Genomic DNA, 14,861 nt, shown 5'->3' on the forward strand with positions numbered 1-14,861 from the left:
TCTTTTCGCTCAAGCGCTGTGGTGACGTTCCAGTAGGGGTAGTTACGGTTACTCCTGCACCTGTTCACACTTGCCAAATCACTGCTACGGATACGAAACTATGCAGTTTTGATCAGCCACAGCAGCCCTCAATGACGACATCCGAAAATCAAGAAAGAGCCAACACTGAAGACTTCCTGTCTATTTTTCTTCAGGACATTCCGTTGATGGATGTTCGTGCCCCTGTGGAGTTCGCCAAGGGCAGTTTCCCCCTGGCGATCAATATCCCCATTCTGGATGACCACCAACGGGAACTGATTGGTACCTGTTATCAAGAAGAAGGACCTGAGGCGGCTGTTACCCTGGGCTACAGACTGGCTACTGATGATATCCGGGCTCAGCGACTCGAAGCCTGGCAATCACTTATCAGGCAACAGCCAAAAGGGTACCTGTTCTGCTTTCGTGGTGGACAACGCTCCCATATTACCCAGCAGTGGCTGAAGGAATCTGGCTACCCTTACCCATTAATCAAAGGTGGCTATAAAGCCCTGAGACGTTTTCTGATCGATGAACTGGAACGCTCCATTGATGAAATTCCATTCATTATCCTCAGTGGCAAAACCGGTACCGGCAAAACCTGGCTGATTCAACAACTGCCTTACAGCATTGACCTGGAAGGCCTCGCCAACCACAGAGGCTCCAGCTTTGGCCGCCGATACGGTGGACAGCCGGGCCAGATCGATTTTGAAAACCGCCTGTCCATCGCGCTGCTGAAGCACCGTCACAGACACCCCGGAATGCCGGTACTGCTGGAAGATGAAAGTAAACTGATTGGCCGCTGCAGCCTGCCCCAGACGATGCGGGACAAAATGCAGCAATCCCCGTTAATTTTGCTCGAAGAGACCATGGAAGAGCGGGTCAGGATTGGTCTTAAGGAGTATGTAACCGACAATCTTGCCGAGTTTATTGCCGCTTATGGTGAACCACAGGGTTTTGAGCAATTTGTCGAAGGCCTCTCTGGTAGCCTTTACCGTATTCGCCGCCGACTGGGTGGAGAACGCTATCAGCAATTAACCGACATTCTGGAAAACGCCATTGTGCAACATAGATCGGGCGGAGGAATAGCAGGCTACAGCCCTTTGATCGGTGATCTGCTCAGCAATTATTACGACCCCATGTATGACTATCAGCTGGGGCAGAAGGAGGGTAAAGTGATCTTTCGGGGGGATCGTGAGGCTATTGAGCATTACTACAACTCATCGCTGATAAACTAGTTCAGGCCGACATTGGCGTTAGCAAGGCTTTTAATACAGAGCCTTGCCTGAAATTGCCATATCCATAAGGAGCTTCGAAAAAAAGCACTATTACTGAGATGCCTCTTTGGAGTTGTCTGGAAATAACTTCCCTATTTTCATTGCCTGACTCCGTTCAGCTTGTCGAAGTTCGGTGGCACGATCCTTCGACAAGCTTCAGGGTGAACTGAAATCGGGAACTTATTAAAAGATAATTCCTTTAAGACGCTGATAACTATCGATGGCCTGTTGTAATGACTCCAAAATGAGCCGGGTTCGAAATAGCTTCGTGCCATGATGAATAAAACTGTCACCATCCTCATAGCCCTGCTCCCGCTCTTCATCAACGCCCTGAATTTGCAGGCTCTGATCGTACCAGGGCTGTTGCTTGACAAATGAATCCCTTTGGTAGGTATTGAGATTGAGCCCCTTGGTCCTGACCCTGTTTGGAACTATCCTGATCAAGTTAAGGTCTTTGTTGATTGGGGCAAATAAGAAACCATGCTTAACGAGGTATTTCAATACACCCTGCTCGTGCAACGTATGATTTTGCGGTTGATAGCCATGCACCCGGTCATTACTGAATAACGACCACATATGCAAAAATGACCGTGCTTTCTCGGTCTTTTTCACCAATAGTATCCCGGTATTAAGCAAGGCCCAGCGGTTGTCTCCGGCAACAAGCAGATCAGCGTTCCCAAACTCTTTGATATACTTGTCGAGCATTCCGGAAATACCGGCAAAGTCATTGATAACAATATCATCATCAAGCCACACCACCCATTGACCGGCAGGCACCTCTTCACACTCCAGGACGTTTTTAAGAGCGAAGACTTTCAGCCAGTACAACTGCTTTGCCCCCAGTTCTTCGCGAAATTCAAATGGATATACAAATCGGTAATTGATACCCCGAAGCCTGGCGTAAGCGGCGTGATTTTCTCTGGTCAGCTGGGCGGTCGCCCGGGTGCCACCGGATAGAATAAGGGCAACGTTTGAGCCCTCCCGGTTGTTAAGATCAAAGCTCATTGACCGGTAGGCTTGAATGATCTTCTCCTGACGGTCTTCGTTAATAGTTGGTAAGAGCTGATCAAGAAACGATTTATTGATCCGTTCAAATTCATGGAACATTGGATGTCGATTGGTAATGGCCTGACAGACTGAATGGGTAGATTTAACCGAAAATGATGTGTCAGGATACCCCCTCACAGGACAATCGTCAGCATGCGAACAGATCAAATCTTCCGGTTTCTCTCTTTCAAATCTGGCTTCCTGACAGAAGGCTATTTCCAGGGCGTCGTCAGTCAACCTGCAGTTATTGCCCCTCCTGTGAACAGGGAACACCACAGCGCCCGTACCGGAAAGAATATACACAAGCCCAACTAACATCGAGGTAAGGCCATTCAGCCTGAAAGGCTTCACGCTTCTTTCAGCGATTGTGGCGTGTTGGCAAGCACTCCTGCCAGTCATAGAATCCACCAGCGAGGCGAACTCTCTCTCTTCCAACCGCTCCTGATCCGACATCGGAGTCCCATCAACATGCAGGCCAGGTGGGTGGATATAGGCATGGATAAACTCAGTCATATTGACGCATCGCCGGGAGCCAATTTGAGAATGACATGACCAGAATGCAATCTGATCCTGCGACAATGCTGATGAACGCTGCTGAGCAAAATTGTTTGGTTCAGCTATTCCACTGGTGGCTTGTTTTTCACACAATGGCATCGCTGGCAGAATATGGCTGGAAATAAAGCTTGATATCATCCTGACTCTACTATGTTAGTTTTTATATGACTAAGCAGTAGACAAAAGTTTTAGGCGGTTGTTCCAATTTTATTCCAAAAGCCAATTAAAAAACTGAATATTAATAAGATACCCAGAAAATAAACACTGGAAAACAAACACTGGATAGCGCAATGAACATCGATTTCGACAAAGTGGTGGATCGAACCAACACCTCCAGCCTTAAATGGGAGCGCTTCAGCCCTGACGTTCTCCCCATGTGGGTAGCGGATATGGATTTCCAGTCAGCACCTGAAATCATCGAAGCACTGCACCAGCGCATCGACCATGGGGTTTTTGGGTACACCGAGCCAGACAGCGAACTGGAACAACTTGTCGTTGAGCGCTGTCGCCATCTCTACCACTGGGATATTGAGCCAGAATGGATTGTCTGGATGCCGGGCCTGGTTTCTGCCCTTAATGTCTGTGTTCGTGCCTATGCCGACAAAAGCGAAGGCGTCATTTCCCCCGTTCCTGTCTATTATCCCTTTCTTATGGCACCCAAACTGGCTGGGCGTGAGCTAATCGGTGTGGAATGGATTAAGCAAAACGGCCAATGGGTACTCGATCTCCACAGCCTGGAGCAGAAAATCACCCCCAGCTGCAAACTACTGATGCTCTGCAACCCGCAAAACCCGAACGGTCGGGTATTTACCCGGGCAGAACTGGAGAAGCTTGAGCAACTCTGTAAAAAACATGGCCTTGTGGTCTGCTCCGATGAAGTGCATTGCGACCTGATTCTTGATCGCCATGCGGAACATATTCCCTACGCTGCCATCAGCGAATTTGCCCGAGACAACTCAGTGACGCTTATGTCACCATCGAAAACCTTCAATCTGGCCGGTTTCGGCTGCGCATTCACGATTATTCCCAATCATCAGTTACGTCATCAGTTCAACCAGGTTCGCACCGGTATTGTGCCGTCAGTGGACAGCGCCCTGATTGGCTACACCGCTGCGAAAGCGGCCTATCGTCATGGTGAACCCTGGCGTCAGTCATTGCTGGATTACCTCCGTGGTAATCACGACTACCTGCTGGAAACCATCAATAACATTCCCGGCCTGGCCATGGAACCACTGCAGGCAACCTATCTGGCCTGGATTGATGTCAGCGGACTGGGGCTGGAAGATCCTCATCAGTTCTTTGCCCAGGCCGGTGTTGGCCTGTCCCCCGGAAAGCAATTTGGCGATGAAAATTACCTGAGGCTTAACTTTGGTTGCAGCCGATCTGTGCTGGAAGAAGGCGTGGCACGAATAGCCAGAGCCGTTGCACAAATGCAGTCAATGGATTAAAAACTTTCACCACAGAGACACAAAGAAATAATTTATTCTTGAACTCTGTGCCTCTGTGGTCACAAAGCCTAATTGCTTATAACAGCACCTGCGGTCATTATATCCAGCCCAACAACTTGTCAGACTCACCGTGAAAGAGATCACCAACCACTCATTTCAGTTTGCACAGTTAGGTGTTATTCACTCCTGCTACCGCCAGAAATTTGGAATCCCCCGTCAGCCCGGCATTGTCACCGCCGCTGAAGCAACACTGGAGCTTTTCCCCCCTTACAATCAGGAAAACCTGGTTCGTGGTCTGGATGGGTTTTCACATATCTGGGTACATTTTATCTTCCACAAAACCATGGATGAGGGCTGGCGTCCAACCATTCGCCCACCAAGACTGGGAGGTCGGCAGCGCATGGGGGTATTTGCTACCCGTTCCACACACCGGCCAAACCCTATGGGTATGTCCGTGGTTGAACTGCGCGGCATTGAGTCCGGCAATGGCAAGCTGATATTGAAGCTGGGGGCGGTGGACCTTCTTGATGGTACTCCCGTTATTGATATCAAACCCTACCTGCCCTATGCCGACGCCCTGCCTGATGCCAAGGGTGGCTTTGCTCCCCTGCCAATGGCGATGGCAGAAGTGAAGTTCACCGATCAGGCCATGAACCAATGCCTGCGTTATCAACAACGAACCGGCAGGCAGCTGATTCTGCTGATCGAACAGGTACTTGGCCAGGACCCGAGACCCGCCTACCTGAGGGAATCCTCCGGACGACGCCATGGCACCGCACTATGGGACCTGAATGTGGTCTGGGAGTACACCAACCAGCACTTTCTGGTTAAAGAGCTGGAACCTCTGAAGCTTGACGTGAAAACAGTGGAAGGTAATGGGTAATGATTATTCCCTACGAAATGATTGAGCCCGAGACGCTTAAAAGTCTGATCGAAGAGTTTGTCAGCCGTGAAGGGACGGATAATGGCTATGACGACGCCCTTGCAAAGCGAGTGGCGCAGGTATTATCCCGCTTGAAATCCGGCGACATGGTGATCGTATTTGATCAGGAAAGCCAGACACCGAATATTCTGCACAAAGACGTTGCCAGACAAATCCTCAGCGAGCAGGATGTCTGATCATCCTTTTTCCAGAAGGCTGCCCGGAACAACAGATCCATTATTCTGGACAAGATCCCCCAGACAAAGTTACCCGGGCGGGCAATATGTAAAACGTTGTCTTTTACTTGAAACAGCGCGTGTTCCACCCTTTGTCAACGACGTTTATCTGTCTGCAAAACCTCATGGCTGGTTATGTCAGCCGTGCTAATTTGTATGAAAACTTCGAGTGGCAATGTCAAATGTAACTGAGACAGGGCCTTCTTCAGTTCTGAGGACATTAGCTGGATCAACATTAAAAAAATTCTGTGCCAACTCATCAGCAACGGGACCACATAAATAGGTGGTTCCAGGCTTTCTCTGCACTTCTTCCTGCCAATAGCCAGCATGATTTTCAGCAGCACGGATTTCTTCTGGAAAAAATATCGCAGCCATGGCTCGCCGAGTGGGGTTCAGTAAAAAGGTCACATCGGGAGGTTCCATATGCCAGGCTACATAACCCCTTCCATCATCAGGAACATGAACAAGGCATAAACTACCATCCATGTCTACAGCTTGAATATTCCTGTTGATGGTAACCCGTTCATAATCACCAGTTTCCAGCTTTAGAATGCCATTACCACCACCTTCAGACTCATCATCAGAAGACTCAATGGAATATGCTGCTAACGGTTTAGCTGCAGCACCATGGTTCTCTGGGTTATCAAGGCCAACGGTTTTAGCTGTGCCAACATTTTCAGGGGTAACAGCATTGGTCTCCTGGGAAATTTCCGGTAGATCCGGTGTCGAAGGGGTTGGTAAGGAAGAAGAAGGAATCATAAGTATTGCCTTTATTGAATACCTGTTCTCTTGAACAGACAAAATAAAGCTTGAAAGGTTCAAAAAATATAATTCAATAAATCAATCAAACCACGGTGAACGGACAATCCAACGATTCAATACCCCTGACCAATGATCAGTTAACGTCAGCCCGGATATTTCATAAGCTGCCCCGAATCTCGTACGACCACATGGGTGTGAAAGGCAGGGCGACGCAGGATGCCAAAGCCTGGCACACCATTTCAATGAGTTTGAGGTGTATAATCCCCGTTCACCCTGAGCGTCCTTCGGCTCCGACTCAGGACGAACGGCATTTGGGCGTCATTGATAGAAGGAACCCATCAAACTCATCGAAATGATGCCCACTATATCCACTACAGGCTACAGCGGCGCAACTGCTCACCATAGTTACTGGCCCTGCGCTTTACTGTGCTGGCGGTGCTTAACAACCATTTCTTTTTCTTATGGGTTCCCTTGCGGTAACCGTTCCAGCCTTCATGGTAATTCAGGTACTGCTGATCGGCAGCCCACAGTGAAGTCCCATTCAGCTTGCGGGACTTGTGGGTATACCAGCCAATAAAGTCAATCGCGTCGCCAAAGTCTTCACGGCTGGGGAAGAAACCTCCGGCTTCGCTAACATATTGCTCCCAGGTGCCATCCTGCGCCTGCGGGTAGCCATAAGCGGAAGAGTTACGGGGTAATGGAATGAAAAGGAACCATGGCCGTGGCGGCTGGGCATCGTGCCGGTAAGATGATTCCTGATACATAATGGCCATCATAATCTGGATGGGGGTACCCCAGCGCTGGTTGGCTTTTTTTGCATCTTTATACCAGCCGCGTTTTTCCTTGAAGACACTGCAAAGGTTGTGGGGCTTCTCGGGTGGTGCCTTACTGGCACAGCCTGCCAGCACGGCAGACAGGATCAAAATAAACAGCTTTCGACTCAGGTTTGACATTCAGCCGCCATCCTCCAATGTTCAGCCACAGAGATCACCAGGAGCACTGAGAAAAGATAGCCTTTAGCTTGCTTCATCAGTCCAGATTTTCTGGAGTGTTTACAACCTCTGAGGTTCAGCTCCAATCAAATTGCCGCAGACGCTACACGCCCCAGGCCTGCCTCATCTGCATAAAGTCATCCTCAGTGACGACACGCACTCCCAGCTTCTCTGCCCTGGCCAGTTTTGAACCGGCCTTGTCACCGGCCAGCAAGGCTGATGTTTTTGCTGAAACTGAGCCAGTCACCTTGGCTCCCAGTTTTTGCAGGATGGCCTTACCTTCGTCGCGGGTCATTGTGTTTAACGTCCCGGTTAACACCCAGGTTTCACCTGCAAGCGGTTGATCGCCTCTTTCTACAACCGGCGATTCCGTTTCCCATGCAACACCTTTCGCCAGAAGTGCTTCAATCACTTCGCGGTTGTGTTCCTGACGGAAAAACTTCTCAATATGACCAGCAACCACAGGGCCAACATCATCCACGGTTTGCAAGTCTTCCACCGAAGCGGCCATCAATTTATGCAAATCGCGGTAGTGACCTGCCAGCCCCTGTGCGGTTGCCTCACCCACTTCGCGAATGCCCAATGAGTAGATAAAACGGGGAAGCGTGGTTTTTCTGGACTGATCAAGCGCATTAATCAAGTTCTCGGCCGACTTTTTCCCCATACGTTCAAGGCCGGAAACCTCCGGGGCATTGAGACTGAACAGGTCTGCCACCGTTGCGATCAATTGACGATCGACCAGCTGCTCAACCAGTTTATCCCCAAGACCATCAATATCCATCGCCTTGCGAGAAGCAAAGTGCTTGATAGCCTCTTTGCGCTGGGCTGAACAGAACAGCCCGCCAGAACAGCGCAGGATGGCTTCTTCACGTTCCAGCTCAGAGTCGCAGACCGGGCAGCGATCGGGAAAGATGATATCCCGAACATCATCAGGACGCATGGAGTGGATAACCCGGTTCACCTTGGGAATAACATCACCCGCCCGGAGGATAACGACACTGTCGCCTATTTTGATATCCAGCCGGGCAATTTCATCCATGTTGTGCAAGGTCGCATTACTGACCGTCACCCCTCCCACAAACACCGGCTGCAAACGGGCAACTGGAGTGATAGCACCGGTTCTGCCTACCTGAAACTCCACATCCTTAAGAGTCGTGATCGCTTCCTGTGCCGGAAATTTACGGGCGATGGCCCAGCGCGGCGCCCGGGCAACAAACCCCAGGGCCTGCTGCCGGGCAATGGCATTCACTTTATAAACAATACCGTCAATCTCGTAAGGCAGCCCCTGACGTTTTTCAGCCATGGCTTGATAGTAGTCTTCACAGGCCTGGACACCTTTGACCACCTGCAGTTCGGGGCTGACTCGTAAACCCCATTGTTTCAGACAGGCAAGTATCTCACCGTGGGTGTCAGGCAGTGCTCCGCCATCGACAACACCAACACTGTAGCAATAGATCGTCAATGGTCGTTTAGCCGTTATCCGCGAATCCAGCTGGCGCAAACTGCCAGCCGCTGCATTTCTCGGGTTAACAAAGGTCTTCTCACCTTTGGCACTGGCCCGCCGGTTTAACTGTTCAAAGCCAGCCTTTGGCATATACACTTCGCCCCGGACTTCAAGGCGTCGAGGCCAGCCATTGCCCATCAACTTGAGTGGGATTGATTCAATCGTACGAATGTTCTGGGTAATATCTTCCCCGGTAGTGCCATCGCCACGGGTAGCTGCCCTGACCAGAAGACCATCTTCGTATAATAGGCTGACAGCAATACCATCCAGCTTGGGTTCGCAGGCGTATTCAATGTCTTCAGTGGTGCCCAGCCGCTCTTTAACCCGACGATTAAAGTCCGCCTGATCTTCTGCATCAAAAGCGTTATCCAGGGAGAGCATGGCCAGTTCATGGCGAACCTGACCAAACGCTTTCAGAGGCGTGCCGCCGACCCGCCGGGTGGGAGAATCTTCAGTTATCAGCTGTGGGTATGCAGCTTCAAGGGATTTCAGGCGGATAAACAGCTTATCGTATTCACTGTCGGGAATTTCCGGCTCATCCAGGACATAGTAACGATGGTTGTGCTCGCTGATTTGCTGACGCAGCTGAAGTATCTCTTGCTCTGCAAGCTCAAGGGAAGGAACCGATGGGATATCTGAAGAAGTCATGCTCATGGAATTATCAAAGGCCAGCGGGTTCTCTGCCTGAGAACCCGCTGAAGAAAACATTAGATAGCAATGGCCGGGCCAGCAGGAATATCAATGCACCGGCTGTTTCGCCAGCTGCTTGCGCTCATATTCACGAATACGCTGACGACAGTGTTCAAGGGTCTGCTGAGTCATCACGCTGAACTGCTCATCTTTCAGCTCACCGCCCAGATCAAGGGCAAGACGACGGGCCGTCTCTTCCATCAGGGCAAAGGCCTGCATGGGTTTTTCCGGCCCCGGCAGACTCATGAACAGACTCAAAGCCGGTGTTTCAGTGGCTTCCAGATTATCAATGGTAAAGGTACCCGGCTTTACGCCGTTGGCCATGCTGAACAGGATTTTTCCGGTATCATCGGCATTGGTATATCGATGGAAGATCGACATATCACCAAAGCGCATGCCGGATGCCAGCATGGACTGCATCAGCTGGTCACCGGCAAAAACACCGCCGCCTTTGGCCAGCACATTGATCACAATCACTTCACTGGCGGGCGGGCGCTCTTGTAGCTTCTCTGCCTTCTCACGCCCCCCCAGGTTGAGTTCTTTCTGTGGGTTGGAGCTCTCTCTGGCCGAAACGTCACGTTCCTGAATCGGTGCCTTGCCCTGACTGGTTGCCGCTCTTGGCTGACCAACAAACTCTTCCGGCTCAGCATCCAATCTGGACGTTTCACGGGAGCGAACAGAACGGTCAGCGCCTGCTGTCCGTGAAAAGCCGCCAGACTGTAAATGATCCTCAGCAGACGACGGGCGTTTACTTCTTGAGGGTTGCTGTGACTCGTCCAGATTCATCAGCACCGGAACAGGCTCATCCAGATCAAGCGCTCTTTGAACTCTCGCTTTTTCCCCGGCGTCGCTTTGCTCTGTATGCCGTTCAGCTTCTTCAGGGTGACGATGGCGCTGTCTCAAGGATTCAGGGTACACGGGCGGTTCTTCGATACCCTCTTCCGGGTAGTCATCGAAATAGTCGCTCCCGGAAAACCCGGGTTCAACACGGGGCCTGGCAGGCTCTTTTTTGGCAAACCCTTCTTTCAGAAAGCTCTCTTTCAGAGTGCTTTCTTTATGCGCACTGGGCCGGGCACCGCCATTAGGCAGTTCACTGGAAAAATCATCGTCATAGCCTTTGACTTCCTCCAGACCAAAGCTGATTTCCGATGACCTTTTTCTGGCCAATCGCATCCTGCGATAACCGTCGGCCAGTACGCCGGCGATTACCAGTATTCCTATGAGTATCAGCCAATCTCGCAAACTCATGTCCTTGCTGCCCTGTAGACCTTGAAACAACGCCCGAATTGCAGTCTGCTTCCCTGTGATAACACTTGATGACAACAGACCACCGTCATTTATCACATCTGCATTAATTACTGCTGCAATCGACCAACGTTGCAATATTACAATAAAAAAATAACAAATTAAGCCATGAACGTTTACTTTACGTGCTTTATATACTGCGTAATGTCAATGTCATAGCTTATTTATCCAACTCTTAAGCATACCGGATAGTTACAACTCAGCCATCGCCGCCGCCTGCTCAATATCCACCGATACCGGTCTGGATACACCCGGCTCATGCATGGTGACACCCACCAGCTGACTGGCGGCCTGCATGGCGATTTTGTTGTGAGTGATGTAAACAAACTGCACTTTATCACTCATCTCAGAGACCATTTTGGCATACCGCCCAACGTTGGCATCGTCCAGAGGGGCGTCCACCTCATCCAGCATACAGAAAGGCGACGGATTCAACTGGAAGATGGCAAATACCAGGGCAATAGCCGTCAGGGCCTTTTCACCACCGGAAAGCAGGTGGATCGTACTGTTTTTCTTGCCGGGGGGCTGAGCCATTATAGCCACTCCGGTATCCAGCAGGTCTTCTCCGGTTAAGGCCAGATAGGCCTGCCCACCGCCGAATACCCGGGGGAACAACTCCTGGAGACCGGCATTGACCTTATCGAACGTCATCTTGAACCGTTGACGGGTCTCCTTGTCGATCTTGCGAATGGCATTCTCCAGGGTATTCAGGGCTGACTCCAGATCATCATTCTGGGCATCCAGATACTGTTTGCGCTCTGACTGGGTTTCGTACTCCTCAATGGCCGCCAGGTTAATCGCGCCCAAACGCTCAATGCGTGCGGCGATCCGTTCCAGCTCCTGCTCCCACTGCTGCTCAGATGCGTCATCCGGAAGGTTCTCAAGTACCGTTGCCAGATCAAACTGATCTTCTTTCAGCTGTTCAGCCAGTGTCGTTCGACGAACCTGCATGCCCTGCCAGTCCATCCTCAGCTTTTCCAACTGTTCGCGAATTTTCTGCGCCTGCTGCTCAGCACTGTGACGGACCTTCTCACCAGCACGAATCCGCTGCTCCACTTCTTCAAGTGCCATCCGGGCCTGCTGCATCGTCTCTTCCTGCTCAAGACGTCTGGCCAGCATCTCTTCCAGCTGTTCCCGCAGATCCCCCTCTGGTGAGTTGGATTCAGACATGGACTCCCGGAGAAATTCCCGCCGTTCCCGGAGCTTGGTAGACTGCTGGCTTAAACGCTCAATGGCTGCTTTCAGAGAGCCTATCTGGGTATTGATGGATTGCTGGCGAAGGGCAAGTTGATGGGCCCGCTCTTGATCAAAACGGGCCTGATGACGTACTTCTTCGAGACGAGCCTGAAGCTTTTCACGCTGCTCCTGCATCGCTTCCCGGCGACCAATGTCTTCTTCCATATGATCCAAAGCTTCCTGCAGGCGCATGCGGGACTCGCCAATCACCTCCTGCTCCAGCCCATACTGCTCCCTGACTTCCTGCAGCTCCTGCTCAAGCCGTCGACGGCGCTCGGAAAACTGTTCTAACCGGACCTTTCGGGCACCAAGATCCGCCCGCACCTCACCCTGGTTCCGGTTGAGTTCGGACAGCTGCTTTTGCAGCTGCTCCCGCTGAGTCTCGTGCTGTTCGAGTTTTGCCCTTGCGCCTTCCAGCTGTTCTTTCAATAGCAGGCTGCTTTCTTCCAGAGTTGTAAGCTTGTCACCCAGCGCGTCCATCTCTTTCTGACGTTCCAGCACACCGGCATTATTATCGACACCCCGGTTAACCCGGAGCCAGCCGGAAGAGAGCCAAATGCCATCCGGTGTAATGATCGATTCGCCAGCCTGGAGTTTTGCACGCAGGGAGAGCGCCGTTTCCAGTGAATCTGCGGCATAGATTCCAGCCAATAAGGGCAGAGCTTCCCGACCGCTGATCACTTTGTCGGCCAGCAGTGGCAACTCACTTAACGAAGGGGTGTGTTGCTGGCCTGCACCAACCTCCAGCAGCACCAGCGATCCCTGCTCTAACGCACCCAGTGCATCAGCGACAGGATCAAGGCTATCCAGACACACGGCCTGGAGGCTATCGCCCAGAACGGTTTCAACCGAACGTTCCCAGCCCGCATCGACCTGAAGCTTATCCATCAGACGGGTGTGGTTATTGAGCTGGTGCTGCTCAAGCCACTCAATGGTGCCCGTATCCTGATGCAGTGATGCCTGGTGCAAAGCCTCCAGAGAAGCATGACGACCTCGCACCATGCTGAGTTCATCCCGGTTGCTTTCCAGCTCCGCCGTCAGGTTCTGCACCTGATCACGCTGTTGTTCAACTGCATCAACACACTCTTCGATGCGCAGTTCAACGGTTTCTGCGGTCAACTCCAGTTCGGTCAGTTTTTCCGACAGGAGCGTCATCTCTTCCTGGTCTTCAGTTCCCCCGAGCGCGGCGGACTCTTCCTTCAGGCGACCTTCCCGCTCCTGCAAACGCCCCATCACCTGCTCGGCATGGTGGATGCGGGACTGCTCAACTTCAGCGGTTCGTTTTGGTTCATGGGATCGCTGATTGAAGTGATCCCACTCCTGCTGCCAGCGCTGCATGGCCTCTTCTGCCCGGGTCAGGACATCACCAGAGTCCGCCTCCTGATCCTGCAGCATGGCCAGCTCCGGCTCCAGCTCGATCAGCTCTTCCTGGAAAGACTCCAGTTGTTGCTGATCATCCGCCAGCTGTTCACGGGCCTCTTCCCAGCTGTGCTCCACCTGTTCAAGGTCGCGACTCAACTCTTTGGAACGTTCTTCCCGGTGCTGCAGAGTCTGTTCAATACGGGTGACTTCATTGCCCGTGCCGTAATAACTGGATTGCGCTTCATGAAAACGGTCACTCAGCTCCATCTGCTGAACACGATCATCTTCCATGGCGGCATCCGCTGAACGCTGTTGGCTGATTGCCGCTTCCAGCTGAACCTCGAACTCACGGATGGCCTGTTCCTGGGACTGGGCTCCGGTATTGATGGTCTGCCACTTCAATGCCTGCAGCTGGGCCTTTTTCAGCCGTTCCTCGGCTTTGTACTGTTTGTACTTTTCCGCCGCCTGAGCCTGTCGTTGCAGATGGCCAAGCTGACGCCCCAGCTCTTCCCGCAGGTCGGTCAGTCGTTCAAGGTTTTCATTGGTTCGCCGGATGCGGTTTTCCGTCTCACGACGGCGTTCCTTGTAGCGGGAGATACCGGCTGCTTCTTCGATAAATACCCGAAGCTCTTCCGGTTTGGATTCAATCAGATTGGAGATAATGCCCTGACTGATAATGGCGTAACTTCTGGGCCCAAGACCGGTGCCAAGGAAGATATCCATAATATCTTTACGGCGGCACTTACTGCCGTTGAGAAAATAGGTGTTCTTGGCATCGGAGTTAACTGTTCGCTTGACCGAGATTTCCCGGTAAGCGGCAAACTCTCCAGTGACCCGCCCTTCGTTATTATCAAAGATCAGCTCCACAGACGCCTGATTGGCAGGCTTGCGGCTGTTGGAGCCTTTAAAGATAACGTCGGTCATGGACTCGCCACGCAAATGCTTGGCGGACGATTCCCCCATGACCCAGCGAACCGCATCAATAATATTCGACTTGCCACAACCGTTGGGGCCTACCACCCCACACATGTTGGAGGGAAAGTGCACCGTTGTGGGGTCCACAAACGATTTGAATCCGGCCAGTTTGATGGATTTTAAACGCATCGTTTCCTTTAGCTCTTCACTGTCGGGGCCCGGCTCGGTATAAGTAGTTGGCCAAATGGAATCGTATATTTCTGGCTAAGTGGGCAGTTACTATGCAAGGCACAACGTAGGGAGCATAGCCGTAGCTATGTGACCGGAGTTGTAACGCCGCAGAGTAACTGACAACTTAGTCAGAAAATACGATTTCATTTGGTTAACTACTTACGATATTTGAGCCTGAATACTGACCAATAGTTCACGCTATGGGGCTTTATGCTCCGGCAAAACCACCATTCATAGCATGTTGCTTTGGGCTCCGGTTCCTTGTCATAGCGAATCGTTTGTTTGAAAGAGTTGATACTTCTTTCAATCCAGATCTTACACATTAACACAGTCAATAGAAAAGTCGCCCTTTCAAATGAATGAA

Annotated in this window: 10 protein-coding genes; 4 read left to right on the forward strand and 6 right to left on the reverse strand. The window is 51.4% G+C overall.

What is annotated here, in order from left to right; genetic code table 11:
* Positions 1-131 precede the first annotated feature (131 nt).
* Positions 132-1,253 carry a tRNA 2-selenouridine(34) synthase MnmH gene (gene mnmH / locus CX664_RS00975; RefSeq protein WP_101744907.1) on the forward strand — a complete coding sequence of 374 codons (1,122 nt, stop codon included), beginning with the start codon at positions 132-134 and terminating at the stop codon, positions 1,251-1,253.
* A gap of 222 nt (positions 1,254-1,475) precedes the next feature.
* On the opposite strand, the gene CX664_RS00980 is transcribed toward mnmH, so the two are convergent.
* Positions 1,476-2,852, reverse strand: a complete 1,377-nt coding sequence (locus tag CX664_RS00980) for a hypothetical protein (protein WP_145999743.1) — start codon at positions 2,850-2,852, stop codon at positions 1,476-1,478.
* A gap of 332 nt (positions 2,853-3,184) precedes the next feature.
* Between CX664_RS00980 and CX664_RS00985 the strand changes: the two genes are divergently transcribed.
* From CX664_RS00985 to CX664_RS00995, 3 genes are all read left to right on the forward strand, one after another.
* Positions 3,185-4,342: a MalY/PatB family protein gene (locus CX664_RS00985; RefSeq protein WP_101744909.1), complete on the forward strand. Its 1,158-nt coding sequence runs from the start codon at positions 3,185-3,187 to the stop codon at positions 4,340-4,342.
* A 130-nt stretch (positions 4,343-4,472) separates the two neighbouring features.
* A complete protein-coding gene (tsaA, locus tag CX664_RS00990; protein ID WP_101744910.1) occupies positions 4,473-5,225 on the forward strand; it encodes a tRNA (N6-threonylcarbamoyladenosine(37)-N6)-methyltransferase TrmO in 753 nt (250 codons plus the stop codon).
* Positions 5,225-5,461, forward strand: coding sequence for a YheU family protein (locus tag CX664_RS00995; RefSeq protein ID WP_101744911.1), 237 nt, complete (start codon positions 5,225-5,227; stop codon positions 5,459-5,461). Before tsaA ends, CX664_RS00995 begins: the two co-directional genes overlap by 1 nt.
* A 186-nt stretch (positions 5,462-5,647) precedes the next feature.
* Here the strand turns inward: CX664_RS00995 and CX664_RS01000 are convergent, their stop codons facing one another.
* The 5 genes from CX664_RS01000 to smc all read right to left on the reverse strand — a co-directional run bounded on the left by CX664_RS01000 (position 5,648) and on the right by smc (position 14,455).
* The gene (locus CX664_RS01000) at positions 5,648-6,259 is read right to left on the reverse strand and encodes a hypothetical protein (RefSeq protein ID WP_101744912.1); all 612 of its coding nucleotides are present in this window, start codon (positions 6,257-6,259) and stop codon (positions 5,648-5,650) included.
* A gap of 374 nt (positions 6,260-6,633) precedes the next feature.
* Positions 6,634-7,215, reverse strand: coding sequence for a transglycosylase SLT domain-containing protein (locus tag CX664_RS01005; protein WP_101744913.1), 582 nt, complete (start codon positions 7,213-7,215; stop codon positions 6,634-6,636).
* Between the two features lie 142 nt (positions 7,216-7,357).
* Positions 7,358-9,412 carry an NAD-dependent DNA ligase LigA gene (ligA, locus tag CX664_RS01010; RefSeq protein ID WP_206679383.1) on the reverse strand — a complete coding sequence of 685 codons (2,055 nt, stop codon included), beginning with the start codon at positions 9,410-9,412 and terminating at the stop codon, positions 7,358-7,360.
* A gap of 84 nt (positions 9,413-9,496) precedes the next feature.
* Entirely contained in the window at positions 9,497-10,696 is a 1,200-nt protein-coding gene (gene zipA, locus CX664_RS01015) for a cell division protein ZipA (protein ID WP_101744914.1), read from the reverse strand.
* Between the two features lie 249 nt (positions 10,697-10,945).
* Positions 10,946-14,455 carry a chromosome segregation protein SMC gene (gene smc / locus CX664_RS01020; protein WP_101744915.1) on the reverse strand — a complete coding sequence of 1,170 codons (3,510 nt, stop codon included), beginning with the start codon at positions 14,453-14,455 and terminating at the stop codon, positions 10,946-10,948.
* Positions 14,456-14,861 lie beyond the last annotated feature (406 nt).

It is taken from the genome of Endozoicomonas acroporae (genome assembly GCF_002864045.1).
Taxonomy (GTDB): Bacteria; Pseudomonadota; Gammaproteobacteria; order Pseudomonadales; family Endozoicomonadaceae; genus Endozoicomonas; species Endozoicomonas acroporae.